At 73.6% G+C, this 24,835-nt stretch carries 18 protein-coding genes; 7 read left to right on the top strand and 11 right to left on the bottom strand.

Annotation, left to right across the window (positions count from 1 at the left end; genetic code table 11):
* Window positions 1-29 precede the first annotated feature (29 nt).
* The gene (locus tag ACFQSB_RS04515; RefSeq protein WP_380824383.1) at window positions 30-1,640 is read left to right on the top strand and encodes an alpha/beta hydrolase family protein; all 1,611 of its coding nucleotides are present in this window, start codon (window positions 30-32) and stop codon (window positions 1,638-1,640) included.
* 26 nt (window positions 1,641-1,666) lie between these two features.
* Here the strand turns inward: ACFQSB_RS04515 and ACFQSB_RS04510 are convergent, their stop codons facing one another.
* Together ACFQSB_RS04510 and ACFQSB_RS04505 are read right to left on the bottom strand one after the other, a co-directional pair.
* Entirely contained in the window at window positions 1,667-3,562 is a 1,896-nt protein-coding gene (locus tag ACFQSB_RS04510) for a hydantoinase B/oxoprolinase family protein (RefSeq protein ID WP_380824381.1), read from the bottom strand.
* Entirely contained in the window at window positions 3,559-5,757 is a 2,199-nt protein-coding gene (locus ACFQSB_RS04505) for a hydantoinase/oxoprolinase family protein (protein WP_380824380.1), read from the bottom strand. The genes ACFQSB_RS04510 and ACFQSB_RS04505 overlap by 4 nt, the downstream gene beginning before the upstream one ends.
* Window positions 5,758-6,025: 268 nt before the next feature.
* Between ACFQSB_RS04505 and ACFQSB_RS04500 the strand changes: the two genes are divergently transcribed.
* The 3 genes from ACFQSB_RS04500 (at window position 6,026) to ACFQSB_RS04490 (ending at window position 9,683) form a co-directional block, all read left to right on the top strand.
* Window positions 6,026-7,357: a hypothetical protein gene (locus ACFQSB_RS04500; RefSeq protein ID WP_380824378.1), complete on the top strand. Its 1,332-nt coding sequence runs from the start codon at window positions 6,026-6,028 to the stop codon at window positions 7,355-7,357.
* Window positions 7,358-7,443: 86 nt separating this feature from the next.
* On the top strand, window positions 7,444-8,106 hold the full coding sequence (locus tag ACFQSB_RS04495) for a thymidine kinase (RefSeq protein WP_380824377.1): 663 nt from the start codon (window positions 7,444-7,446) through the stop codon (window positions 8,104-8,106).
* A gap of 209 nt (window positions 8,107-8,315) precedes the next feature.
* A complete protein-coding gene (locus ACFQSB_RS04490; protein ID WP_380824375.1) occupies window positions 8,316-9,683 on the top strand; it encodes a glycosyl hydrolase family 28-related protein in 1,368 nt (455 codons plus the stop codon).
* Between the two features lie 80 nt (window positions 9,684-9,763).
* Here the strand turns inward: ACFQSB_RS04490 and ACFQSB_RS04485 are convergent, their stop codons facing one another.
* The 4 genes from ACFQSB_RS04485 to ACFQSB_RS04470 all read right to left on the bottom strand — a co-directional run bounded on the left by ACFQSB_RS04485 (window position 9,764) and on the right by ACFQSB_RS04470 (window position 14,292).
* The gene (locus tag ACFQSB_RS04485) at window positions 9,764-10,666 is read right to left on the bottom strand and encodes a serine/threonine-protein kinase (protein ID WP_380824374.1); all 903 of its coding nucleotides are present in this window, start codon (window positions 10,664-10,666) and stop codon (window positions 9,764-9,766) included.
* Between the two features lie 541 nt (window positions 10,667-11,207).
* Window positions 11,208-12,017, bottom strand: coding sequence for an SRPBCC family protein (locus ACFQSB_RS04480; protein WP_380824373.1), 810 nt, complete (start codon window positions 12,015-12,017; stop codon window positions 11,208-11,210).
* 378 nt (window positions 12,018-12,395) lie between these two features.
* Window positions 12,396-13,097: a hypothetical protein gene (locus ACFQSB_RS04475; RefSeq protein ID WP_380824372.1), complete on the bottom strand. Its 702-nt coding sequence runs from the start codon at window positions 13,095-13,097 to the stop codon at window positions 12,396-12,398.
* Window positions 13,098-13,281: 184 nt separating this feature from the next.
* Window positions 13,282-14,292, bottom strand: coding sequence for a Crp/Fnr family transcriptional regulator (locus ACFQSB_RS04470; RefSeq protein ID WP_380824371.1), 1,011 nt, complete (start codon window positions 14,290-14,292; stop codon window positions 13,282-13,284).
* Window positions 14,293-14,993: 701 nt separating this feature from the next.
* On the opposite strand from ACFQSB_RS04470, the gene ACFQSB_RS04465 reads away from it, so the two are divergent.
* From ACFQSB_RS04465 to cydB, 3 genes are all read left to right on the top strand, one after another.
* Entirely contained in the window at window positions 14,994-15,710 is a 717-nt protein-coding gene (locus ACFQSB_RS04465) for a polysaccharide deacetylase family protein (RefSeq protein ID WP_380824370.1), read from the top strand.
* A gap of 178 nt (window positions 15,711-15,888) precedes the next feature.
* A complete protein-coding gene (locus tag ACFQSB_RS04460) occupies window positions 15,889-17,325 on the top strand; it encodes a cytochrome ubiquinol oxidase subunit I (RefSeq protein WP_380824369.1) in 1,437 nt (478 codons plus the stop codon).
* A gap of 9 nt (window positions 17,326-17,334) precedes the next feature.
* On the top strand, window positions 17,335-18,264 hold the full coding sequence (cydB, locus tag ACFQSB_RS04455) for a cytochrome d ubiquinol oxidase subunit II (protein WP_380824367.1): 930 nt from the start codon (window positions 17,335-17,337) through the stop codon (window positions 18,262-18,264).
* 282 nt (window positions 18,265-18,546) lie between these two features.
* On the opposite strand, the gene cutA is transcribed toward cydB, so the two are convergent.
* The 5 genes from cutA to ACFQSB_RS04430 all read right to left on the bottom strand — a co-directional run bounded on the left by cutA (window position 18,547) and on the right by ACFQSB_RS04430 (window position 24,737).
* Window positions 18,547-20,937 carry an aerobic carbon-monoxide dehydrogenase large subunit gene (gene cutA, locus ACFQSB_RS04450; RefSeq protein WP_380824365.1) on the bottom strand — a complete coding sequence of 797 codons (2,391 nt, stop codon included), beginning with the start codon at window positions 20,935-20,937 and terminating at the stop codon, window positions 18,547-18,549.
* Complete coding sequence (locus ACFQSB_RS04445; protein WP_380824364.1) at window positions 20,934-21,452, bottom strand: (2Fe-2S)-binding protein; 519 nt, start codon at window positions 21,450-21,452, stop codon at window positions 20,934-20,936. Before ACFQSB_RS04445 ends, cutA begins: the two co-directional genes overlap by 4 nt.
* Window positions 21,445-22,341, bottom strand: a complete 897-nt coding sequence (locus ACFQSB_RS04440) for an FAD binding domain-containing protein (RefSeq protein WP_380824363.1) — start codon at window positions 22,339-22,341, stop codon at window positions 21,445-21,447. The genes ACFQSB_RS04445 and ACFQSB_RS04440 overlap by 8 nt, the downstream gene beginning before the upstream one ends.
* Window positions 22,338-23,708, bottom strand: a complete 1,371-nt coding sequence (locus ACFQSB_RS04435) for a uracil-xanthine permease family protein (protein WP_380824362.1) — start codon at window positions 23,706-23,708, stop codon at window positions 22,338-22,340. Before ACFQSB_RS04435 ends, ACFQSB_RS04440 begins: the two co-directional genes overlap by 4 nt.
* A gap of 192 nt (window positions 23,709-23,900) precedes the next feature.
* On the bottom strand, window positions 23,901-24,737 hold the full coding sequence (locus ACFQSB_RS04430) for an oxidoreductase (RefSeq protein WP_380824361.1): 837 nt from the start codon (window positions 24,735-24,737) through the stop codon (window positions 23,901-23,903).
* Window positions 24,738-24,835: the final 98 nt, after the last annotated feature.

Genomic DNA, 24,835 nt, shown 5'->3' with positions numbered 1-24,835 from the left:
AGAACTCTCTGCAGAGTAGGTTCGGCGATATGACATCAAGCATCCTCGCGGCCGCCGCGACCGCGCTCCGCCTGCTCGCCATCCCCGCCGTCGCCGCCCCCTCCCTCGCCACCCCCTCCCTCGCCATCCCCGCCGTCACCGTCCCCGCCATCCCCGTCCCCTCCCTCGCCGTCCCCGCCACCGCCCACGCCGTCGCCGGCCCCTCCCTCGCCGGGGCGCGTGCCGTTCCGCACGGCCTCGTCGAGCCGTCGCCCGCGGTCCCCCCGGACCTGGCGGCGCGGGAGGTCTCGTTCCGGGGCGCCGGGGGCCTTGAGATGCGCGGCACGGTGCTCTCCCCCGCCGCCGCCGGGCCAAGGCGCCGGGGCATCGTCCTGGTGCACGGCGCCGGCTCCGGAACGCCGCGGACGAAGCTCATGGAGGAGGCCGTCCAGTTCGCCCGCCGGGGCCTGTCGGTCCTGGTCTACGACAAGCGGTCGGTGGGCTACTCACTGTTCCGCCGGTCGTACTCCCAGCTGGCCGACGACGCGCTCGGCGCGGTGGCGGCGCTTCGCTCCCAGCCGGGCGTCGACCCGGCGAAGGTCGGCATCTGGGGGCTCAGCGAGGGCGGCTGGGTCGCGCCGCTGGCCGCCTCCCGGTCCGCGGACGTCGCGTTCGTCGTGCTGGTCGGCGCCAACGCGCTGCAGCCGCTGCGCCAGCAGACGTGGGCGGTGGCGGCCGGACTGCGCAAAGCGGGCGTGTCGGGCTCGCTCGTCGACCGGACCGAGCCGAACCTGTACCGGGCGATCACCGACGGCGGCATGTTCCCCGAGCCGTACTACGACCCGGCTCCCGTCCTGGCGTCGCTCCGTCAGCCGGTCCTGGCCATCTGGGGCACCCACGACCTGCTGACGCCGCCCCGGGAGACTCCCCCGCTGCTCGCCAAGGCGCTGGAGAGCGGCGGCAACCGGCGCTACACCTTCCGCTTCTTCGGGGAGGCCGACCACGCCGCGCACCGGACCCCGGACGGCGGCGTCACCCGCCTGCCCGAGCTCGCCCCCGGCTACGCCGACCTGGTGGGGTCCTGGACGGCCGCCGCCATCGCGGGAAAGGCGCCGCTCGTGAGCGTCTCCGGACCCGCGCCCGTACAGGCCTCACCGACCGTGCCCGTCGATCCACCGGCGTGGTGGGAGTCGGCGAACGCTCAGGCCGCCGCCCTCGCCTTGATGCTGGTCGCGTTCACGGCCTACCCGGCGACCACGCTGGTGCGGCGCCTGCGGGGCCGTGCGCGCCCCGCGGCGGGCCGGGCCGCGCGGCTGCTCAGCGCGGGCGGGCTCACCTCGGTCGCCGGCTCCTTCGGCTACGTGTTCTACCTGGTCATGACCGGAGGCAAACTGGCCACCACGGGACCGGTGGCGGCGGGGCGGCCGCTGATCTGGCTCGCGCTGCAGGCGCTGGCGGTGACCACGGCGGCCGCGACCGCCGTCGTCGCGTCGGGCCTGCTCCGCGGCCGGGCGCCCCGCGCCGGCGACCACGCCGCCGGAGACCTTTCCCACCGCGGGGGGCGTCCCGGCCGGGGCGAGCGGGTCCGGCTCGGGCTGCTGCTGGCGGGCGGGGTCGTGTTCCTGCCATGGGCCCTCTACTGGGGCCTGCTGCTCCCGTGACCGAAGGCCCCGCCCGCCTCCCGGGCTCAGCCGGTCCGGGAGTCCGCGCCGCCGACGCCGCCCGCGTTGCCCGCGTTGCCCGCGTCGTCGGGGTCGAGGAGGTCGACGTCGGCGTGGGGTTCGCCGCCGGACAGGGTGGGGTAGCCGGGGCCGCGGTCGAAGAAGGGGACCGCGGGGGCGGCGCGCAGTTCCGCCCGCAGCGCCTCGGTGGCCGCGGCGTCCACGCGCGGCCGGTCCGGCGGGCCGTCCAGGACGACGCCGTAGTCGGCGCGGGCGCCCTCGGGCGACACCTTGCCGTCGCGGACGTCGGCGGCCACCACCTCGGGGTCGCGGTCGTAGGGCGAGCCCCAGCCACCGCCCCCGGTGGTGCGCACCCGGACGATCTCGCCGGCCCTGACCGGGAAGTCGTCCACGAGCCCCTCCATCTCCCGGCCGCCGACGGTGACCAGGAAGGGGCGGCCCGCCCTGCCGCCGTTGACGCCCCAGCAGGCCAGGATGGACCGGTCGGCGATGGACATGAACGAGGCGTCGCGCAGCATCCGGATGTGCTTGTCGTAGCCGAGGCCGCCCCGGTACAGGCCGGGGCCGCCGGAGTCGCGGGCCAGGCCGAGCCGTTCGACCCTGAACGGCCAGCGCGCCTCGGCGAACTCCACGGGGATGTTGCGCGAGTCGGGGACGATGTGGATGGTGTCCTCGCCGTCGGCGTACCAGCGTCCGCCGGAGCCGCCGCCCAGCACCTCGCGCATCAGGTACGGCCGGCCCTCCTCGTCCTCCCCGTACACGCCGGTGTAGCGGATGGTCTCCTGGTCGGCGGGCATGCGGCCGCCGGTGGCCTTGGCCAGCGCGCCCGCGAGCACGCCGAGCAGGCGCAGGATGACGAACGTGCGCGCGTTGGTCGGAGCGGGGAAGATCGGGGTGAGCAGGGTGCCCTTGCCGGGGAACCTCATCTCGATGAGCGGCACGACGCCCTCGTTGACGTCCAGCTCGGCCATGCGCTCGGGGGTGTCGGCGAGATTGCGCAGGATGGGAGCCAGCCACTTGATCAGGAAGACGCCGCCCGCGTAGTCGCCGGCATGGTTGATCGGGCCCTTGGCCTGCGGCGAGGTGCCGGTGAAGTCGATCACCAGCGGCCGCTCCGCCGAGTGGTCGACGGTGAGCGTGATGCGCTGGGCGTGCAGCCGGGGCTCCTCGACGCCGTCGTGCTCGGCGTAGTCCTCCCAGACGTGCACGCCTTCGGGGATCTTGGACAGCAGCTCGCGCCGGAAGGTCTCGGTGGTCTTGGCGATGATCGCGTCGAAGCATCCCTCGACGGCGGCCCGGCCGTACCGGGCGAACAGCTCGCCCAGCCGGCGGGCCCCCATCAGGCAGGCCGAGCACTCGGCGTCCAGGTCGCCGGCCAGCGAGTCGGGCATGCGGGAGTTGCGGGTCATGATGGTCAGGGCGGCCCTGTTGGGCACGCCGCGGTCCCACAGCTTGATCGGCGGGACCATCAGCCCCTCCTCGAAGGCGCTGCGGGCCCGCGAGGGCATCGACCCGGGCACGGCGCCGCCGATGTCGTCGTGGTGGCCGAACGCCTGCACGAACGCCACCACCTCGCCGTCGTGGAACACCGGGACGGTGACGCACAGGTCGGGCAGGTGGCCGATGCCTCCTTCCGACAGGTAGACGTCGTTGTGGAAGAACACGTCGCCGGGGTTCATCTCGGCGATCGGGAAGTCGCGCACGATCGGCTGGACGAGCGCCGAGTAGGAGCGGCCGGTCAGCTTGCGCAGCCGCGCGTCGTGGATGCCGGCGCGGAAGTCGTGCGCGTCGCGGATCATCGGCGAGCGGGCCGTGCGGGCGATGGCCGTCTCGACCTCCATCTCGACCGAGGCGAGGGTCCCCTCGACGATCTCCACCAGCACCGGGTCGACCTCGCTCACGCGTCCGCTCCCTTCACGGGCTCCGCGGCCGGCCCGCCGGCCGTCACCGGGTCCTGCGACCGGCTCGCGGACCGCACGACGAGGTTTCCATGGGCGTCGACCTCGGCGGTGAAGCCGGGATGCAGCGGCAGGGTGGAGCCGTACTCCTCGATCACCGCGGGGCCGGTGACGACGTCGCCGCGGCGCAGGTCGCCGCGCTGGTGGACGGGCGCCGTCCACCAGCCGTCCCGCCGGCCGTCCGATCTGTCGTCTCGCCGGTCTTCCGGTGTGTCGTCTGGTCTGTCGTCCGGCCGCCCGTCCCGCCGGCCGGGCGGGGCCGGGTCCTCTTCGAAGTAGACCCTGCGGTGGACGGGAGGCGGCGGTGGCGCGCCGTCCGCCGGCATCGGCAGCTCGGGCAGGGCGGGGCGGGTGATGGGACCGATGCCCGAGACGCGCAGGTTGACCCATTCGACGGCGTGCCGGGGGTCGTCGCGGTACCCGTACCCGTACAGCTTGTGGTGGGCCTCGTGGAAGCGGCCGAGCACCTCGGCCCGCCACGCCTCGTCCAGCGGGCCGGACGGCGCGGGCACCCGCACCTCGTACGCCTGCCCGAAGTAGCGCAGGTCGGCGCTGCGCGCGTAGATGTGCCGGTCGCGGGCGAACCCCTCGCGCCGCAGCGCGTCAGCCGCCTGCGCCTCCAGGTCGCCGAACACGTCCCGTGCCGCGTCAAGCGACAGCTCGCGCGTCACGTGCGTGCGCACGTAGTCGTTCTTGACGTCCACCGTGAGCAGGCCGAACGCCGAGACGTTGCCGGGGTCGACGGGCACGACCACCGCCGGCAGGGACAGGATGTCGATGAGGCGGCAGACCAGCAGCGGCCCCGACCCGCCGAAGGCCACCATCGGGAAGTCGCGCACGTCCAGGCCGCGCTTGACCGTGATCTGCCGGATGGCGTTGGACTGGTTGAACGCGCTGATCTCCAGGATGCCGACGGCCGTGCGCTCCGGGGACAGGCCGAGCTTGCCGGCCAGCGCCTCGACGGCGGCGCCGGCCGCGGCGGCGTCCAGCGGGATCTCGCCGCCGAGCAGGTGGGGCGGCACGCGGCCGAGGTACACGTGGGCGTCGGTGACGGTCAGCTCGGTGCCGCCCCTGCCGTAGCAGACCGGGCCGGGGTCGGCCCCGGCGGACCTCGGCCCGACCTTCAGCGTGCCCTCCGGGGAGATCCACGCGATCGAGCCGCCGCCCGCGCCGACGGTCACGATGTCGATCATCGGAATCTTGCACGGGTAGCGGCCGACGGAGCCCTCGGTGGTGAGGGACGGCTCGCCGTCTACGACGACGGCGACGTCGGTGGAGGTGCCGCCGCCGTCCAGCGTGATGGCCGAACGGCGGCCGGCGGTGCCCGCGATGAGGGCGGCGCCCAGCGCGCCCGCGGCCGGCCCGGACAGCACCGTGGTGATCGGCTGGTGCACCACCTCGGCCGCCGACAGCACCCCGCCGTTGCTCTTCATGACCGAGAACGGCATGCCGAGGCGCGAGGACAGGTTGGCGATGTAGCGGCGCATGGTGGGTTTGACGGCCGCGTCGACCAGGGTCGTCACCGAGCGCTCGTACTCGCGGTACTCGCGCAGGACGTCGCTGGACAGGGAGACCACCGCGTCCGGGTGCTCGCGCTCCAGCACGGCCCGCATGGCGCGTTCGTGCCCGGGGTCGGCGTAGGAGTGCAGGAAGCAGACGCCGACGGCGGTGACGCCCCGCGCGCGGAACCACCGTGCCACCTCGACGGCCTGCGCCTCGTCGAACGGCCGCACCTCCCGGCCGAGATGGTCCAGCCGCCCGCCGACGGTCCTGACCCGGTGCACCGGCACGATGCGGGGCGGCTTGACCCAGAAGTAGGAGTTGCCGTACCCGTCCGGGACGCTCTGCCGGGCGATCTCCAGGATGAACTCGAAGCCCTCGGTGGTGACGAAGCCGAGGTCGACGGGGCGGTCCTCGAGGAGCTGGTTGGTCGCGACGGTGGTGCCGTGCACGATGCCGGCGACGTCGGCGAGGAGCCGTCCGGCGAGGATCTTGTGCACGCCGTTCATGAACCCCTCCGCCGGATCGGCCGGCGTGGAAGGGGTCTTGGTCGTGGTGATCTCGCCGGTCTGCTCGTCCACCATGACCACGTCGGTGAACGTGCCCCCGGTGTCGACGCCGATACGGACGTTGCGCATGCTCTCAGTGTCTACTGAACCGTTCCCGCCTCGGGAATCAGCGAGATCCGCCAAGAAATCGCCCATCCGTCGGCAGCTTCCGCCGTCCATACGCCCCGGCCGTCCTCCGCACGCCACCAGACCGGAACCCGCGGAACGTCGTCCGCGAACCTCGCGGCGCACCCGGCCGGAACCCGTGGTGAGCCGGTCGGGACCCGCGGCGCGCCGGGCCTTGAAACCCGCGGGCACCATGGTGGAACCCGCGGGGCGTGGCGGCGGTAGGAAGGGCATGGAGCGACGCGACTTCCTGAGGCTCACGGGCGGTCTGACCGGCACGGCACTGCTCACGTCGTGCACCGGCGGCCCCGGTGGCACCCCCGCCTCCCCCGTTTCCGCACCCCGGCCCATGGCCGCGGCCACGCCGCCGGCCGCGCGGCACATCGTCTACGCCGACGTCTCGGCGCGCCTGGCGGCCTTCGACGCCGGGACCGGGACGACGCTGTTCACCGCCGACCGGCCGGTGCCCTCGGCGGACTGGCGGCGCCTGTACACCGTCTCCCCCGCCGGAGACCTGGTGACGCTGGACGCCCTGACCGGCGAGGCGACCGCTCGTACCACCGTTCCACGTGGCCTGATCCCGCGCGTGGTGTCCTCGCTGGGGAACGCCGTGGCCCTGACGCCCCCTCCCCCGGCCTCCCCGTACGGCCGGCCGGGGCGCACCAGGACCAGCGTGGTGGTCGTCGCGCCGGACGGAGGGCGCAAGCCCAGGACCGTCCGCCTGAAGGGCAATTTCCAGCCCGACGGGTTCACCGCCGTCGGCGACGGCCTGTTCCTCCTGCAGTATCTGCCCGCCGCCGCGCCCGAGAGCTACAAGGTGAAGGTCTACGACCTGGAGCACAAGGCGCTGTGGCCGCTGTCCACCCGCGACAAGAAGCCGGTGCCCGAGGACGCGGAGGAGACCATGCGCGGCGACGGGCGCGCCGCCGTGCTCGACCCCGTCCAGCAGCGGCTCTACACCCTCTACACCCACCAGCCCAACCACCTGCACACCCGTGACCTGCTGGCCGGGCGCGGCACCGGGGTGCACGCCTTCGTCCACGTGCTCGACCTCAACCAGCGGTGGGCGTACTGCCTGGACCTGCCCGAGCCGTTCGGCCGGGCCCCGGCCGCCGGACACACCCTCACCCTTTCCGCGGGCTCGCTGTACGTGTACGAGGACGGCCGGGGAACGCTCGTGCGGGCGAGCACCGAGTCGCTCACCATCGTCGACACCGCGACGATCGGCGCGTCCCCCGCCAAGGGCTCCTCGGCGGCGTCGGCCTCGGCGGGCACGACGGCCGCGTCGGTCTTCGCCTCCTCCGAGGGCTTCGTGTACCTGGCCGCCGGGCCGTCCCTGCGGGCCGTCGACCCGCACTCGCTGGCCGTGCGGCGCGAGTGGCGCCTGCCCTCGCCCGCGCGCGGCGCCGTGGTCACGCCCGGCGGGGACGGGGTCTACGTGGGCGTCACCGACGGCGTCCTGCGCTTCGACGGTGGGAAGGGACAGAACGGCGGCGGTCCCGCGGCCCGGCTGTCCATCCCCGGCCTCACCCTCCTCCGCCACGCGGCGCCCGCCACCACCTGACCACCCCCACCGACGCCACCGGTCGGCCGGCCGCCTGCCCCTGCCAGGCGGCCCTCGTGCGCGGGCGAACTGTATGCTGACGCCCCGTGAGTGATACGTCCGCCTTGTCCGCCGTCCCCGCGCCCCCGCACCGCGACGCGGTGCTGAGGTTCTTCCACGGCCCGATGGACTGCGGCAAGTCCACGCTCGCGTTGCAGATGAACTACAACCACGGCCGCCAGGGCCGGCGGGGACTGGTGCTGACCAAGCACGACCGCTCGGGCGGCCCGCGCGTCACCAGCCGCATCGGGCTGGGCCTTTCGGCGGTCGAGGTCGACGAGGACCTCGACCTGGTCGGGCTGGTGCTCGCCCACGACCGCATCGACTACCTCATCTGCGACGAGGCGTGCTTCTACACGGTGACGCAGATCGAGCAGCTCGCCGAGCTGGTGGACGAGCACGGCGTGGACGTCTACGCCTTCGGCCTGGCCTCGGACTTCCGCTCGCACATGTTCCCCGCCGCACAGCGGCTGTTCGAACTGGCCGACGAGGTGTCCCGGCTGCAGGTGGAGGTGCTGTGCTGGTGCGGGCGCCAGGGCAGGCTGAACGCCCGCGTCGTGGACGGGGTCATGGCACGCACCGGCGAGCAGGTCGTCATCGCCGACACCGACGGGGCGCAGGTGCACTACCGCGTGCTGTGCCGCCGCCACTACCGCTCCGGCGACCTCGGCGAGTCCCGCGCCGCGTCGCTCACCACGGCCGGCGCCTGACCGGAGTCTCCCCCGCGGAACCCGCACGTCCAGCGCCCCGACCGGAGTCTCCCCCGCAGAACCCGCACGTCCAGCGCCCTGACCGGAGTCCCGGACGTCCCGGTGAGTCCCTCGTGCACCGCTTGAGCGAAACGTCCCCGCGCCGTTGGATAGCTGCGGTACCTTGATCGCCCCCTCCAACGATCAAGACCGAAATGAGTGTTTCCAGCATGCCTGAACACGACACAGGAGACCGTTCCGGCACGGTGAGCCGCAGGGCCTTCGCCCTCGGTGCGGCGGGCGGTCTGGCCGCGACGGGCGCGGGCGCCCTGGACCTGCTGGCGGCGTCGCCTGCGGCGGCCAACACCGACCCGTCGGTGTTCACCGTGGACGTCAAGGACTACGGCGCCAAGGGCGACGGCGTCACCGACGACTCCGACGCGATCCGCGCGGCGGTGGCGGCGGCCATCGCCGGCCGCGCCTCCGGCGTCGTACGCAAGGACGTGTTCTTCCCGCCGGGCAACTACAAGGTGACCAAGAAGGACACGCTGATGTGGTCGCCCACCTCGGGCTCCGCGGACCAGGTGTTCGGCCTGCGCTTCCGGGGCGCCGGCCCGCGGGTGACCAACATCGACTTCGCGACCTCCTTCACCCCGAACGCCGACCCGCGCGAGAACAACCTCATCACCGCCGCCGTGCGCCTGCGGTACACCTCCTTCGAGGACATGAGCTTCCGCTCGACCAACGCCGCCAACCGCTTCGCGTACTACTGGTCGGTGGACCAGGTCGACGGCGCCTCGGTGTACCCCACGTACGGGGCCGGGCAGAACCAGTACTTCGTCTACCGCAATGTCGAGTGGCGGGGCACGTGGGACCGCGTCATCGGCATCGACGGCGACTCCCAGGCCAACAACAACAGCGAGCACCACTTCGTCATGTGCTCGACCGACACGGCGTCGAGGTACACCGACGCCTTCCTGCACTGCGGGATCACCAACCCGGCCGGCAACAGCCAGCAGAACCAGTTCCTCAACTACTTCGTGCTGTCGTGCAACTTCGCGCTCCAGGCGGGCGACTTCTTCCGCTTCGACCGGGGTGGCTCGATCAACGTGTTCGGCGGCTCGTTTTCGATGACCAGCACGGAGGCGGCGCGATACTTCTCCATGCCCACCGCCAACGGCGACGCGACCGCGTCGAGGCTGAACGTCAACGGCGTCCGCTTCGAGCCGAAGAAGAGCGCGAACCAGAAGATCATCGAGTGCGCTTGGGGCCTCGGGTCGGTGACGTTCACCTCCTGTTCCGACATCGCGTCGGTGTCGGGAAGCGACGGCGCGCCCTACAACTTCCACCTCTACACCCCGGCCTCGAACCGGATCCCGATCGTCCGCTACCAGGACTGCACGCTGGCGGGCTACCACCAGGTAGGCGGCGTCGGCACGTCCCTGACGAACGGCAAGATGATCTACGAGGGCTGCCGCACCCACCACACGACCACCGCGGTGGGCGTCACCGGCGGCTCGGCGTTCCTGCGGTACGCGAGCGCGCCGGCGCGCTACGCCTTCCGTGACAGCTGGGCGACGGCGGACGTCTCGGGCTGACCGGCTCCGCCACCGTGAGAGCGGGCCGGGAGGGCGGACCGCGGGCCGAGGGAGGGCGGACCGCGGGCCGAGTGGCCCGCTCAGGAGGCGGAGGCGATGTCGTCCATGCGGGAGGCGAGCTGGACGGGGTCGCCGCCGAGCAGCGCGGACGTCGCACGCCACCAGGCGAACCACTCGCCGCTGCGCCACATCCAGTCGACGCGTTCGACGGCGGCGACCACGTCTCCCTTGGCCTGCCAGCGCGCGCCGACCTGCTCGCCGGTGGCGCCGTGGCGCAGCGCCCACTGGCGGAGGTACTCGGCCGCCTGCTGGTCGACCGTGTCGGCGTAGGGGTCGGGGTCCTCGCCGGGGAGCGGGTGCGGGCCGAGCCCCGCGGCGACGCCCCAGCTCCACTGGGCCTCCGCGGCCCGGGAGTAGCGCAGCGAGGAGAAGTCGAGGTTGGACCCGAGCGCGCCGTCCGGCCGCTCGACCACCACGGCGTCCAGCCGGCCGCCCGCGTCGAACGCGACGACCAGGCGCGCGCCGGGGACGGCGTCCGCCGGCAGCTCGACGCGGTCCTCCGCCTGCCAGGAGTTGAGGTCCACGGAGGCGACCGGCGGGCCCCAGGCGGCGTCGGCGCCGTCGTCGGCGATCCAGGCTGCGAGCATTTCCAGGACGGTGAGATCGGTCCACGGCTCGATGGCCGTGTTGGCGGCCAGCACCTCGTCCGGCGCGGGGATCTTGCCGCCGCGGCCGGAGGTCCACCAGTCCGCGCCCAGCACTCCGGTGCCGACGAGCAGGCCGGCGATCGCCGCCAGCTCCGAGGAACGCCGGGTCAGCGCGGCTCCTTGCGCCAGCTCGGCACAGCGGGCGGTGCGCTCGGCGCCGAGCACGGTCGCGGCGTCGCCCAGGAGCGAGGCGGCCGTCGGCTGCCGCTCACCCAGCAGGTCGTGGATGAGCCGCCGAGCCTCCGATCGAGCGTCCTCCGCACGGAACTCTCGCATATCCCCACGTTACGCCCGGAGATCCTCTTCCGCGAGGTCCGACAATATCCCCAGACCACATCAGAACCTCCATATGCCTCCGACCATGGCAAACCACCCACCACTCGCACCGAACCCCCACCCCGGCCATGAGAACCCCTTGGGTCACCGGCCCCAGGCGATGCCCCAGTGTCCCGCGCCGGAAATCCGCCGGGTGAGTCATGTCGGTTCCTACCAGGCCGGATGCACGAGGGCCACTCGCCGGCCTGGTCACGTGGGTCATCGACTCACAGGACGAACTTCTGGCGCGGCACACCAGTGCGGTGACCACATGCGCCCACCGGGCGCGGCCCTCCACCCCCGGCCACGTGCCGGAGGTGATCGGCGCCGGGTCGGCGGGTCGCGCTACGGCGATGCCGGCGCCTGCTACGGCGCCCGACCCGGTGGACGTTCATGGACAGCGCGCTGGGCCGACAACCCAGATCGACAGCCCCGGCCGGCGGCTCCCAGGCGAGTCGACGAACCTGAGAGGTCGCGCGGATGGGCAGGCGGGCGAGCCCGGTCAGCGTGCGCGGCCGGAGCGGCCGAGGAGCCAGCCGATGACCGCGCTGCCGAGGGCGACGCCCGCGCCCATGCCGAACGCCGTCAGCACCGGCCAGACCGGCGTGCCGCCGGAGCGGGACGCCCCGCCCCCTTGCCCCGCCTCGGCGCGCGGACGCTCGAACACCTGCCCGGCGAGCGCCGCCGCGGGAGCCGCCGCCGAGCCGGCGGCCGTCACCGCCCCAGCCGCGGCCGGAGCCGCCGCGGGGACCAACGCCGGCAACCCGCCGTCCTGCAGAGCACCGGTCTGCAGAGCACCGGCCTGCGGAGCACCGGCCTGCCACGCGACGACGGCGGGGCCGGTGCCCGCCGCGGCCCGGGCGGTCGCGGCGGTGACCTGGAGGTGCTGCTCGACGGCGCTGAAGAACTCACCGGCCGTCCGCTTGGCGACCGAGCCCAGCATCCGCTGCCCGACGCCGCCGATCATCCCGCCGATGACGGCCTCGGCGTCGTAGTCGATGCGGGTCGCGCCGCCGTCGACCTCGCTGAGCCGGATGAGCACGGTCGCCTCCACCGTGCCGGGCGCGCCGGCGCCGCGTGCGCGGAGGGTGAACCGCTCGGGCTCGTGCGGGTCGGACAGGGCGACTTCGCCCTGGTAGATGCCCTTGATGGAGGCGACGCCCGCGCTGACCGTCATGCGGTAGGTGTCGGCGCCCGTGGCCTCCAGCCGCTCGCATCCGGGGATCGTGCGCACCAGCACGGCCGGATCCTGGAGCGCGGCCCACACGCTGTTGCGGTCGACCCCGACGACGGCACTGCCGACGACCTTCATGGACACCTCCGATGCCGAGAGACTAGGGACGGGCCGTAACGCGCATAAGGGCAACTTCTGCCCGCCCGACCGGCCGGAGCTCGTCAGATGTCGCCGCCGCCGGGGTGACGCCGACATCCCCGCCCCGCCTCAAGGTCACGCTAACACCACCCCACCCTCCACAAGCCGCGCTCGCACCGGAGACGACTCCAGGCACGGCTCGGCGCCCGGCCTGCGCGGGCGCGGGCTTGGGACGGCAGTGGGATCAGAGTCCACCGGCCAGTGGCCGGGTACCGGAAAGGCTCTCCCCTTCCCTCCCAGTACCCGGCCTGTCCGGCGGCGGCACGGCCTGGGCCGCCGTCCTGGCCGCCCGCCGCCGGACGTTCGTGGGGGCGGGGGTCAGCCGGCGGTCAGGGGTAACTCCACGGGGTGACCGCCGTACAAGGTGTGCAGGGCGTCGGGCGCGCTGATCCAGACCCGCGTCCCGGCGTCCACGGAACGCAGGGTCACCGGGTGGAACATGTGCCGCACCAGGCCTCGGTGGGCGTGCTCGATGACGTCCTCGAACAGCGGCGCCGAGACGGCGACGGCCAGGTCGGCGCCCGGGCGTTGCCGCAGCGCCGCCCGCACCTCGTCGCTGTCGCGCAGGGCGCGGGTCGTGGCCGCCGCCCGGCCCGCGAACCCGTCGTCCCCGATGCTGATCGGCCCCTGGTGGAACGCCACGCGCAGCCGCAGCCGCGCGGACGCCCCCGTGCCGGCGCGCTCGTTGCGCCGCCGCAGGGCGATGCGCAGCTCGCCGGTCAGCCCGGCGATCACCCGTGCCTCGTTCACCCCCGGCGGCAGGATGAGCAGCGGCCCGGCACCCGCCCCCGCGACGGCGCCGGACCCCACCGGCCCCGAGACGCCGTCCTCGGCGGGCGGCGGCACGGGGAGCGGGTCGGCGATGTAGAGACGGTCCAGTCCCGCGTGCGCGGCGGCCTCCTCGATCACCTCGGCGAGGCGGCGGCGCGTCTCCCCATGCCGCACGCCGGATCGCCCCCCGTCCTGCTCGGCGTCGACGGCGACGCAAAGTCGGCGTACTTCTCCCCCCAGATCGTTCACCAGTGCTCTCCCTCCCATCTCATCGTTTCGACGGATACGCGGCTCCCCTCCCGGCGCCGCGCTCCTCACCTCGGCACCGCGGTCATCCCCGCAGGCACCTCCGCGGTCATCACCGCGGACACCACCACCGCATGCACCTCCGCGGACACCACCGCATGCACCTCCGCGGACACCACCGCGGTCATCACCGCGCCGGACCGCCGCCGGCGGGACCGTCGCCCGTCTCGGCGGAGGCGCGCAGCGCGCGGATGTCGTGCACGACGATGCGCCGGTACCCGGTGCCGATGACGCCCGTCCGGCGCAGCACGGTCAGCGCCCGGCCGACCGCCGGATCGTCCGCCTCCGCGAGCCCCGCGAGCTCCGGCCGGGTGAGCGAGACCCCGATCATGACGCCCTCCGGGACGGTCTCGCCGTAGCAGCGGGCCAGCTCGACCAAGACGCGGACCAGCCGGCCCATCGCCGTGTACGCGCCCGTCGCGTACCGGCGGGCCGCGGCGCGGCGCCCGCCGGTCGGGCCGTAGATCGCGTGGGCGAACTCCGGGAACCGCACGGCGAGCCGGGCCAGTTCCCGCGGCGGGATGCGACGCGCGAGGCAGGCGTCCGCCGCGGTGACCGTCACCTCCTGGCGCCGCCCGGCCAGTACCGCGGCCTCCCCCACCAGGTCGCCTCCGGCGCGGATTCCGACGAGCGCCGCCCCGCCCGCGACGCCACCCGCCCCCGGCACACTCCCCGGACCGTCCCCCACGCCGGAGCGGGGTACCGCCCCCTGCCGGTCACTGTCGCCTCCGCCCCACCCCGGCACGACCCCAGGACCGTCATCACGACCCGGATCGCCACCCTCACCCCGCCCCGGCACGACACCAGGACCGTCATCACGAGCGGGATCGTCGCCCTTGCGCGGTTCGGGGACGGCGCCCAGGCCGGGAACGGCCGCCGTGCCCCGGGCGCCGCCCGAGCCGGGGGCCGCGCCGACCCTCGGGACAGTGGCCGAGGCGGACATGGGACGGGTGCTGGTGATGCCGACGCAGCCGTCGAGCAGGAGGATCGCGTCGGCGGACCACTCGCCCTCGGTGGTCAGGGCGGTCCCCGCCGCGTACTGCCAGGGCCTCCCCAGCGCCAGCAGTTCGTCTCTCACCTCGCCGGGCAGACCGCCGAGCAGGCCGCGCCGGGGCCAGGCGCCCACATTGCGGATCACGCAGGCCCGCCTTGGTACGGGGCCGGTCATGGCAGTCCTCCCACCTCACGCCGGCCGCCTGAGGGCCGGTGGTCCGTGCCCGGGCCCCCACCCGTGCCTTGCCGCGCGAGCGCCGGCCCGCGCGCCGGCGGCGCGCACGCGTGGTACCGCGGGAGGCCGGGGTCGCCGACGGCGATGGCCTCTCGGGTGCACGGCGTGGCCGCGGCGCGACCGTTCCCGTTCGCGGGTCCTACCCTCCGTCGACGTCCTTGCGGATACCTTGCGGATGGGCAACAACGGCGGCCGGCCGGATCGCGCGCTTTCGGCAAGGGATCGGCGTGATGGCAAGATTGCCCGTCATGATCTGGGGACGGAAGGCGTCACGCGCGGCCGCGGGACTGGGACTTCTGGTGGTCTGCTCGATGGGCGGGACCGCCTCCGGCGAGGCGCCCCCGGTGGGCGCGGCCTCCGCCGAACGGCCTCGGATCCCCCCTGGCAAGGGCGGATCACCGCAGGTCCGCCCCACCTCCGGCCGGCCACCCGAGGCGCGGCCCTCCATCCCCGACGGGCCCCTCCCGCTTTCCTCGCCGGGTCCTGCGGTGTCTCCCAGCGCCATGGTTCCCGAAGGCCCCACGCTCACTCCACGCCCGCAAGTCTCTCCGGGCCCCGCGTTCTCCTCGGCGCCGGTGGTGCCGGTGGGGGCGGCGCCTCGGGACGGGGAGGTGGGGCGGGTCCGGGCGCAGGCCGGTGAGGTCGTGCCGGTGATCAGCTCGATCCCGACCCGGCGGAAGGTCGTCTTCCTCACCATCGACGACGGCTGGGAGCAGGATCCGGGGTTCGTGCGGCTGGTCCGGGACCGGGCGGTCCCCATCACGGTGTTCGCGATGCGCGACGCGGTGGAGGCGCGCGGCGTGCCGGACCCGGGGGCGGCGGGCGGACGGTACGTCGGCGCGGGCAAGTGGTCCTACTTCCGGGAGCTGCGCGACCTCGGCGTGCCGGTCGAGGCCCACACGCTGACCCATCCGAACCTGTGGAACCTCGGGAGCCGGGCGCAGCGCAAGGAGATCTGCGGCTCGGCCGGGGTCGTGGCGAGGGAGATCGGGCGCAGGCCCGTGCTGTTCCGGCCGCCGTTCGGCAACTACACCGGGACCACGCTGCGGGCGGCGAAGTCGTGCGGGCTGCCGGCCGTACTGCTGTGGACGGCGACGGTGCAGCCGGGCGGGAAGATCTCCTACCAGACGCCGGACAAGCGGCTGCACCCCGGCGACATCCTGCTCCTGCACTTCCGCGCCCATCTGGCGAGGGACTTCGAGATCCTGCTCGACAAGATCGAGCGGCGTGGCTTCGAGCTGGGGAACCTGGAGGCCTACCTCAGGGCGGCGGGCGTGCGCCTGCCCGCTCCGCCGGGCGGTGTAGGGGGGAATCAGCCGGTGGGGTGACGCGCCGGCCGGGCCGGGAGGCCGACCATTGACCCGTCGCCGGGGGACCGGCGGGCGGGGGTGTGACGAAGATCGCACAGGACGGCAGGACCTCCGCACCACGTTTACTCTACAAGCCGTAGTACTACTAGAAGTAGAACTACAAGCCGTAGAGCTGAGGGGCCCGGGTGAGGGGTGCATGGACGCACTGGATCTGGCACGGTGGCAGTTCGGGGTCACCACCGTGTACCACTTTCTCTTCGTACCCCTGACGATCGGCCTCGGGGTCTTCGTCGCCGGCCTGCAGACCGCCTGGCACCGCACGGGCAAGGAGCACTACCTGCGGCTGACCAGGTTCTTCGGCAAGCTCTTCCTGATCAACTTCGCGATGGGCGTGGTCACCGGCATCGTGCAGGAGTTCCAGTTCGGGATGAACTGGAGTGAGTACTCCACCTTCGTCGGCGACGTCTTCGGCGCGCCGCTCGCCCTTGAGGCGCTGCTCGCCTTCTTCCTGGAGTCGACGTTCCTCGGGTTGTGGATCTTCGGCTGGGACCGGCTGCCCAAGCGGGTGCACCTGGCCTGCATCTGGGCCGCGGTGCTCGGCTCGAACATCTCGGCGTACTTCATCCTGGCCGCCAACGCCTGGATGAAGCACCCGGTCGGCTACCAGGTGGTCGACGGCCGGGCCCGCATGACCGACCTGTGGGCCGTCCTGACCAACCCCACGGCCCTGGCCCAGGTGCCCCACGTGGTCGCCGCCGCCTTCGTCGTCGCCGGCGGCTTCGTCATCGCGGTCAGCGGCTACCGGATCACCCGCGAGCGTCGCGCGGCCACCGGCGGGGACGCCGCCGTCCCGGTCGCCCGCGCCGCCCGCGTCCCCGGCGACCCGGCCATGTGGCGCGGCGCCCTGCGGGGCGCGCTGGTCATGACCGCCATCGCCGGGGCCGTCCTCGCCGGCACCGGCGATGCGTCCGCGCGGTACATGGGCGAGCAGCAGCCCATGAAGCTGGCCGCCGCCGAAGGGCTGCGGCACGACACCGCCGGGGCGCCGTTCTCCCCCGTGCCGGGCATCGAGGTGCCGAACCTGCTGAGCCTGCTGGCCGCGCACGACCCGGGAGCCCGCGTGCAGGGCGTCGAGGACATCCAGCGGCGCTACCAGGCGGAGTTCGGGCCCGCCGACTACCGGCCGAACATCCCCGTCGTCTACTGGTCGTTCCGCGTCATGATCGTCTTCGGGCTCTCGACGGTGGGGCTGTCGCTGCTCGGCCTCTGGCTGACCCGGCGCCGCCGCCCGGTCCCCGCCTGGTTCGCCCGCGCCGGCCTGCTCGCCCTCCCGCTGCCCACGCTCGCGGTGATCGCCGGGTGGCTGCTCAGCGAGATCGGGCGGCAGCCCTGGACCGTCCAGGGCGAGCTGCTCACCGCCGCCAGCGTGTCACCCGGGGTGTCGCTCGGCGAGGTGGCCGCATCGCTGGCCGTCTTCACGGTCCTGTACGGCGCGCTGGCGATCGCCGAGGCCCGCCTGCTCGTGCGGCACGTCAAGGCCGGGCCCGACCCCCTCACCGTGTCGCCGGACCCGCGCGGGCCGGGCGACGTCGACGCCGAGGCGGCCCGCCTCACACCGACCCTCATGTACTAGGAGAGCGCGATGGAACTCACCACCTTCTGGTTCCTGGTCGTCGCCTTCCTGTGGACCGGTTACTTCGTCCTTGAGGGCTTCGACTTCGGCGTCGGCGCGCTGCTGCCCCTGCTGACCAGGGGCGAGGCCGAGCGCAAGCAGATGCTCGAGACGATCGGCCCGGTCTGGGACGGCAACGAGGTGTGGCTGATCACCGCGGTCGGCGCCATGTTCGCGGCCTTCCCCGCCTGGTACGCGGGGCTGCTCAGCGGGTTCTACCTGCCGCTGGTCATGGTGCTGGCCGGCCTGATCGTCCGCGGCGTCGCCCTGGAGTGGCGCGGCAAGGTGACCGCGCGGGAGCGCGCGCTGTGCGACGCGGGCATCGTGGCCGGCAGCGCGCTGACCGCGTTCCTCTGGGGGGCGATCTTCGGCAACCTGCTGTACGGCACGGCGGTGGCGACCGTGCTCGGCGGCGCGCTGTCGCTGACGCTGGCCCTGGTGCACGGCGCGGTGTTCGTCGCGCTGAAGACGACCGGGCCGCTGCGCGCCCGTGCCCGCCGCGCCGCTTCGGGCATCGCGGCGGTGGCTCTGCCGGTGGCCGTCCTGGCGCTCCCCGGCATCCCCGCCGCGGGGGGCGCGGGCGGCGCCTGGACGGCCCACCCGCTGCCGTGGCTGGCCGCGGGGGCCGCCGCCGGCGCACTGACCGCCGCGGCCGCGCTGGTCTGGCGCCGCCGCGAGGGCTGGGCGTTCACCGCCACCGCCGCCTCGATCGTCCTGGCCACGGCCGCGCTGTTCGGCGCGCTGTGGCGCGCGCCGCTGCCGGGCCTGACCGTCGCCGAGGCGGCGTCCGGCCCGTACACGCTGGGCGTGCTCACCTGGATCGGCCTGGCGGCCCTGCCGTTCGTCCTCGGCTACCAGGCCTGGACCTACTGGGTGTTCCGCAAGCGCGTCACCGCCTGAGGGAACTCTCCGCAGGGCCACGAACGTCATACGCATATGGGGCTCAAACGGCTCATCGACCGGCTGCTGCGCCGCCGTTCGCGCGTCCCCGCTGGTGGACGCGACGACCGGCCCGACACGGGAGGGGTGAGGGAGCCACGGCGTCCCTCCTCCACCCCGCCGTCCGACGTCATCCGCCTACCGGAGCCGACCTGACCGGTCGGCACCTCCCGCCCCCGCCGGAGCGGGCGCGAAGGCCGCCACCCCGTGGCGGCCTTCGCCATGAGAGGCCGGCGCGGCTTGTCAGCGCCCCGCGGAGCGGCGCAGTTCGTACAGCTCGGACGGGGAGATCGGCATTCGGTCGACGGGCAGCCCCTCGGCGTCCTCGATCGCCGAGGCGATCACCGCGGACACCGGGATGACCCCCGCCTCGCCCGCGCCCTTGATGCCGAGCGGGTTCAGCGGCGAAGGCGTCTCCAGGTGGGCGGTCTCGATGGCCGGCACCTCGGTGGCGTAGGGCATCAGGAAGTCCATGAAGGAGGCGTTGAGCAGCTGACCGTGCCCGTCGTAGACCATGCGCTCGTACAGCGCCCCGCCGACGCCCTGCGCGACCCCGCCGTGGATCTGCCCCTCGACGATCATGGGGTTGATGAGTTTGCCGCAGTCGTGCACGACGGCGTAGCGCAGGATGCGGATCTCGGCGGTGTCGGGGTCGGTCTCGACGATGGCGGCGTGCATGCCGGAGGCGAAGGTCGAGCGCACCGGCGAGTAGTAGTCGCGCCCCTCCAGCCCCGGCTCCTCCCCCTCCTCGACCGGCGGCCGGTCCATCGGGGCCTGCCCCGCGAACTGCGTCGCCCGCGCGGCCTCCTCGTCGAAGGCGTACCTGAGCGGGTTGGACAGCACGGCGACCGTCGCCAGCGGCAGCGACGCCCCGGGGGCGCCGACGACGCGCACGACTCCGTCCTCGATCTCAAGGTCGCGCGGGTCGGCCTCCAGCGCCTCGGCGGCGATGCGCAGGGCCTTGTCGCGGACCTTGCGGCAGGCCAGGGCGATCGCGTTGCCGCTCATCACGGCGGCCCGCGAGGCGAAGGTGCCGACGGCGTACCCGAAGCGCCGGGTGTCGCCGGTGACCACCGACACGCTGGACAGCGGCACGCCCAGCTCGGTGGCCGCGATCTGCGCGAACACCGTCTCGTGCCCCTGGCCCTGCGAGGTGAGGCCGGTGGAGACGTGGACCCGTCCGTCGGAGGTCACCTGCACGTGCCCGCCCTCGTAGGGGCCCACGCCGGTGCCCTCGACGTAGCAGCCGAGCCCGATGCCGAGCCGCCGGCCGCGCGCGGCCGCCTCGGCCTTCATCGCCGGGAAGCCGTCCCAGCCGATCAGCTCCTTGAGCATGCGCAGCGACTCGGGATAGTCGCCGCTGTCGTAGATCAGCGGGCGGCCGTCCTGGAAGACCAGCCCCTGGTCGTAGGGGAAGTCGCCGGGCTGGATGAAGTTGGCGGCGCGCACCGCCGCGCGGTCCATGCCGAGGTGGGCCGCGATGCGGTCCATCGTGCGCTCCATGCAGAACACCCCCTGCGGGCGCCCGGCGCCGCGGTACGGGGTGACCTGCACGGTGTTGGTGTAGATCGAGGAGAACTCGACCCGGTAGGCGCCGATGCGGTACGGCCCGAGCAGCTGGGTCGAGGTGATGATCGGCACGATGATGCCGTACGGCGTGTAGGCGCCGTGGTCGTGCAGGATCGTCACCTCAAGGCCCAGCACGTGCCCCTCGTCGTCGAAGCCGACGCGCACGTGCTGCACCTGGCCGCGCTCGTGGGCCGAGGAGACGAAGTGCTCGCGGCGGTCCTCCGCCCACTTGACCTCCCGGCCGAGCAGCATCGCCGCCCAGGGGACGAGCACCTCCTCCGGCCAGGGGTGGACGATCTTGACGCCGAACCCGCCGCCGACGTCGGGGGCGATCACCTCGACCGAGGGCAGCGGCAGCCCCAGCTTGGCGGCGACGGCCATGCGCACGCTGGTCGAGGTCTGCGTCGAGCTGTAGACCCGCAGCGACCGGTCGTCGGCGTCCCACCGCGCGTACACGCCGCGCCCCTCCAGGGGCGTGGAAGCGCTGCGCTCGAAGTCCAGGCGGAACGACAGCACGTGCGGCGCCGCCTCGACGGCCTCCCGGGCGCCGCGGCCCGCGGCGGAGGGCACCTCCTGCACCAGGTGGGCGCCGAGGTTGCCGGGGACGTCCTGGTGCACCAGGTGGGCGCCCTGGGCGGCCTCCTCGATGCCCACGACCGGTTTGAGGATCTCGTAGTCGACCTCGATGAGCGCCGCGGCGTCCTCGGCGAGGTAGCGGTCGCGGGCGACGACCATGACGACCGGCTCGCCGACGTGCCGGACGAGGTCTCTGGCCAGCGGGTAGGCCGTGCGCCCGTGGGTCAGCGCCGGGTGCGGGATCAGCAGCGGCAGCGGGTCGCGGACCCGTTCCGGCAGGTCCTCCCAGGTGTAGATCGCGACCAGCCCGTCCACGTCGAGGGCGGCCGACACGTCGATGTCGCGGATGCGGGCGTGCGCGTGCGGCGAGCGGACGAACGCCGCGGCCAGCGCGTCGTGCCCCAGGTCGTCCAGGTAGCGGCCCTGCCCGGTGATCAGTCGCAGGTCCTCCCTGCGCTGGACCGGCTCGCCGAACAGTCTGGTCGTCACGCCTCACCACCCGCCGCGGTCGGCGTCCCGTCCTCGTCGGCGATCAGCTCGGCCGCCCGGTGGACCGCCTTGACGATGTTCTGGTAGCCGGTGCACCGGCACAGGTTGCCCGAGATCCCCTCGACCACCTGCTCGTCGGTCGGCGCCGGGGTCTCGCGCAGCAGCGCGGTGACCGTGCACAGGAACCCGGGGGTGCAGAAGCCGCACTGCAGCGCGTGGCACTCGGAGAACGCCCGCTGCACCGGCGACAGCGCCCCGTCCGGCCCGGCCAGCCCCTCGACGGTGGTGATCTCGTGCCCGTCCGCCGTCACCGCGAACGTCAGGCACGAGCGGGCTGGCGCGCCGTCCATCAGCACCGTGCAGCACCCGCAGACGCCGTGCTCGCAGCCGACGTGGGTGCCGGTGAGGCCGAGGTCGTGGCGCAGGCAGTCCGACAGCAGCCGCCGGGCCGGGACCCGCACCCGCCGCACCACCCCGTTGACCGTCAGCGCGATCTCGTGCAGCGCCTCACCCATCGGCGGACTCCCCCGTTCCCTCGCCGGCGGCCTCCTGGGCGGCGACGCGCAGCGCCCGCTCGGCCAGCACCCCGGTCAGATGCCGACGGTAGTCGGCGGTGGCGTGGATGTCCCCCTCGGGGTCCACGCGGTCGCGCACGGCCGCCGCGACGGCGGCCCAGTCGGCCGAGGCGGCGGGCCGGCGGGCGCACACCTCCGACAGGTCCAGCAGCACCGGCACCGGCCCGGCGCTCACGCACGCCACCCGGGCGGAGGCGATGCGCTGGTCGTCGTCCAGCACGACCACGGCGGCGGCCCCGGCCACGGCGTAGTCGCCGTGCCGGCGCGCCACCTCGCAGAAGGCGCTGCCCGCGCGGGGCGGCAGCGCGGGGAAGAACGCCGAGACGGCCAGCTCCCCCGGGCGCAGCGCCGACTCAAGGGGCCCGACGAAGAACTCCGACGCCGGCACCTCGCGCTCGCCGCCCCCGTGCCGCGCCAGCCGCACCGACCCTTCCAGCACGGTGAGCACGGCGGGCAGCTCGGCCGAGGGGTCGGCGTGGACCAGGCTGCCGACGACGGTGCCGCGGTTGCGGATCACCGGGTGCGCCACCTGACGGAGCGCCGCCCGCAGCAGCGGCTGGGCCCGGGCGGCGGCCTCGGACCGCTCGACGGCCGCGTGCCTGGCCAGAGCGCCGACGCGCACCCCGCCGCCCCGCACCACGATGGTGTCCAGTTCGGCGACGCGGTTGATGTCCACCAGGTGCGACGGCGAGGCCAGCCGCATGTTGAGCAGAGGGATCAGGCTCTGGCCGCCTGCCAGCACCTTGGCGTGCGCCCCCGCCCCGGCGAGGACCTCCAGGGTCTCGCCGAGGCCGGTGGGCGCGTGGTAGTCGAACGGGGGTGGCTTCACGCGCTGGTCTCTCTCCCTTCGGCGACGGCCGGCGCCGCGCCGCCCGGGCCCGTCCTCCTCCAGGAGATGGCCCGCAGCAAGTGGTACCCGCCGAGGACCACGACGGTGCCGAGCGCGATGCCGGCCAGCGAGAAGTCGCCGGTGATCTGGTGCGACACCGGGCCGATCGCCAGGATGATGCCCGCCCCGATCGGGACCATGTTCACCGGGTCGGCGAAGTCCACGCGGTTCTCGATCCAGATCTTGGCGCCCAGCAGGCCGATCATGCCGTACAGGATGACGGTGATGCCGCCGAGCACGCCGCCCGGCGTGGCCGCCACCAGCGCGCCGAACTTGGGCATGAACCCGAACAGGATGGCCACGACGGCGGCGATGTAGTAGGCGGCGGTGGAGTAGACCCGGGTCGCCGCCATGACCCCGATGTTCTCGGCGTAGGTCGTGGTGGGCGAGCCGCCGACCGCGCTGGCCAGCGCCGTGCCGACGCCGTCGGCGAAGACCGCCCGCCCCATGTACGGATCGACGTCGGTGCCGGTCATCTCGCCGACGGCCTTGACGTGGCCGACGTTCTCGGCGATCAGCGCGATCACCGCCGGGAGCACCAGCACGATGGCCGAGACGGTGAAGTTCGGCGCGTGCAGGTCGGGCCAGCCGAACCAGGAGGCGTCCGTCACCCCCTGGAAGCTCACCCGCGGGTGGGTGTCGACCTTGCCGGCGCCGGCGTTGAAGGCGGTGATGGCGCCGAACGCCTTGTCGGCGACCCACGACAGGACGAAGCCGGCGACCAGGCCGAGCAGGATGCCGATGCGGCCGGCGAACCCCTTGAACGCCACCAGGATGACACCGGTGACGATCATGGTGATCAGGGCGATCCACGGGTCCTGCGGCCAGTAGACGTCGGCGACCACGTAGGCGAGGCCGAACCCGATGAGCATGACCACCGCGCCGGTCACCACCGGCGGGAAGACGCGGTTGATCACCCCGACGCCGAGGTAGTGCACGGCGACGCCGCACAGCGCGAGCACGACGCCGGCCACCAGGATGGCCCCGGTGACCGTGCCGCTGTCGCCGCCCGCCGCGCGGATCGCCACCACGCCGCCGACGAACGAGGCCGACGTGCCCAGGTAGCTCGGGATCCTGCCCTGCACGATCAGCAGGAACAGGATCGTCGCGACACCCGACATCATGATCGCCACGTTGGCGTTCAGGCCCATGATCAGGGGGAAGACGAACGTCGCCCCGAACATGGCAATGACGTGCTGCGCGCCGAACCCCACCATGCGCGGCCAGCTCAGCCGCTCGTCCGGCCTGACCACCTCGCCGGGCGTCAGACCGCGCCCGTCCCCGTGCAACTTCCAACCGAAAGCCATGAGAGCCCCTTCACTGACCGGGCCGGGCGGTCGGTGGCCACCCCGCAGGCGGACCTCCGCGGCGTCGTACCGTTATTGCCGTTGTGGCTTGTTGCGGCACATTAGACCAGTCCAGGGCCGTCCACATGGTAAGGACTTGCCAAAGGTGACGATCTCACCAGCAGTCCGCTTGCGCACCGGCCCCGCGGCGGCTCAGTGCACCGGGAAGTCGACCGACCTGCTCACGGCCGCCCATTTCTCGGCCTCGGCCGCGCGAGCGCTGGAAGCCTGCTCGGCGAGCTCGACCGCGTCCGAGCCCAGCAGCAGACGCAGAGGCGGTTCCTCGGCGTCGGCGAGGCCGACGATGGCCCTGGCCACCCGCGCCGGGTCTCCAGCCTCGTTTCCGGCGTAGGCGGCGAAGAAGCCGATCATCTCGCCGACCGTCTGCCGGTAGTTCTCCGTGGCCCGCGCCCCGCTGACGGAATCGGCGATCCAGTCGGTGCGCATCGCGCCGGGCTCGACGATCGTGACCTTGACCCCGAAGGGCCGCACCTCGAGGCTGAGACATTCGGAGAAGCCCGTGACGGCGAACTTCGCCGTCTGGTAGGCGCCTATGCCCGGTGAGACCGCGACACGGCCACCGAGGGACGACACCTGGATGATGTGACCGGATCGCTGCGCGCGCAGCACCGGCAGAGCGGCCTTGGTGACGTTGACGGTGCCGAACAGATTGGTCTCGATCTGCGCGCGGAAGTCCTCCTCGGAGGTCTCCTCGATGGCCGACACGACGCCGTACCCGGCGTTGTTCACCACCACGTCCAAGCGGCCGAACTCCTCGACCGCGGTCTGGACGGCCGCCCGGGCGGCCGCGGCGTCGGTGACGTCCAGCGCGACCGCGCGGACCCGGCCGCCGTACCGCGCCACGAGATCGTGGAGCACTTCGGGCCTGCGCGCCGTGGCCACGAGGCGATGACCGGCGGCCGGCACGGCCTCGGCGAGCTCGCGGCCGAGGCCGCGAGAACTCCCCGTGGTCAACCAGACCTTCGACATGTGGTGCAGCCTTCCGCTACGGAGCCGGAGCAGAGCAGGGACACCCAGAACTGAAGTTTTCGCACGTGAAGCAAGACGGCGGGACGAGCCCATCGACG

Origin of the sequence: Sphaerisporangium rhizosphaerae (genome assembly GCF_042665155.1) — a bacterium.
GTDB classification, from domain to species: Bacteria; Actinomycetota; Actinomycetes; order Streptosporangiales; family Streptosporangiaceae; genus Sphaerisporangium; species Sphaerisporangium rhizosphaerae.
The sequence above is the reverse complement of the archived record's forward strand: the minus strand, read 5'-3'. Positions and strand labels throughout refer to the sequence as shown.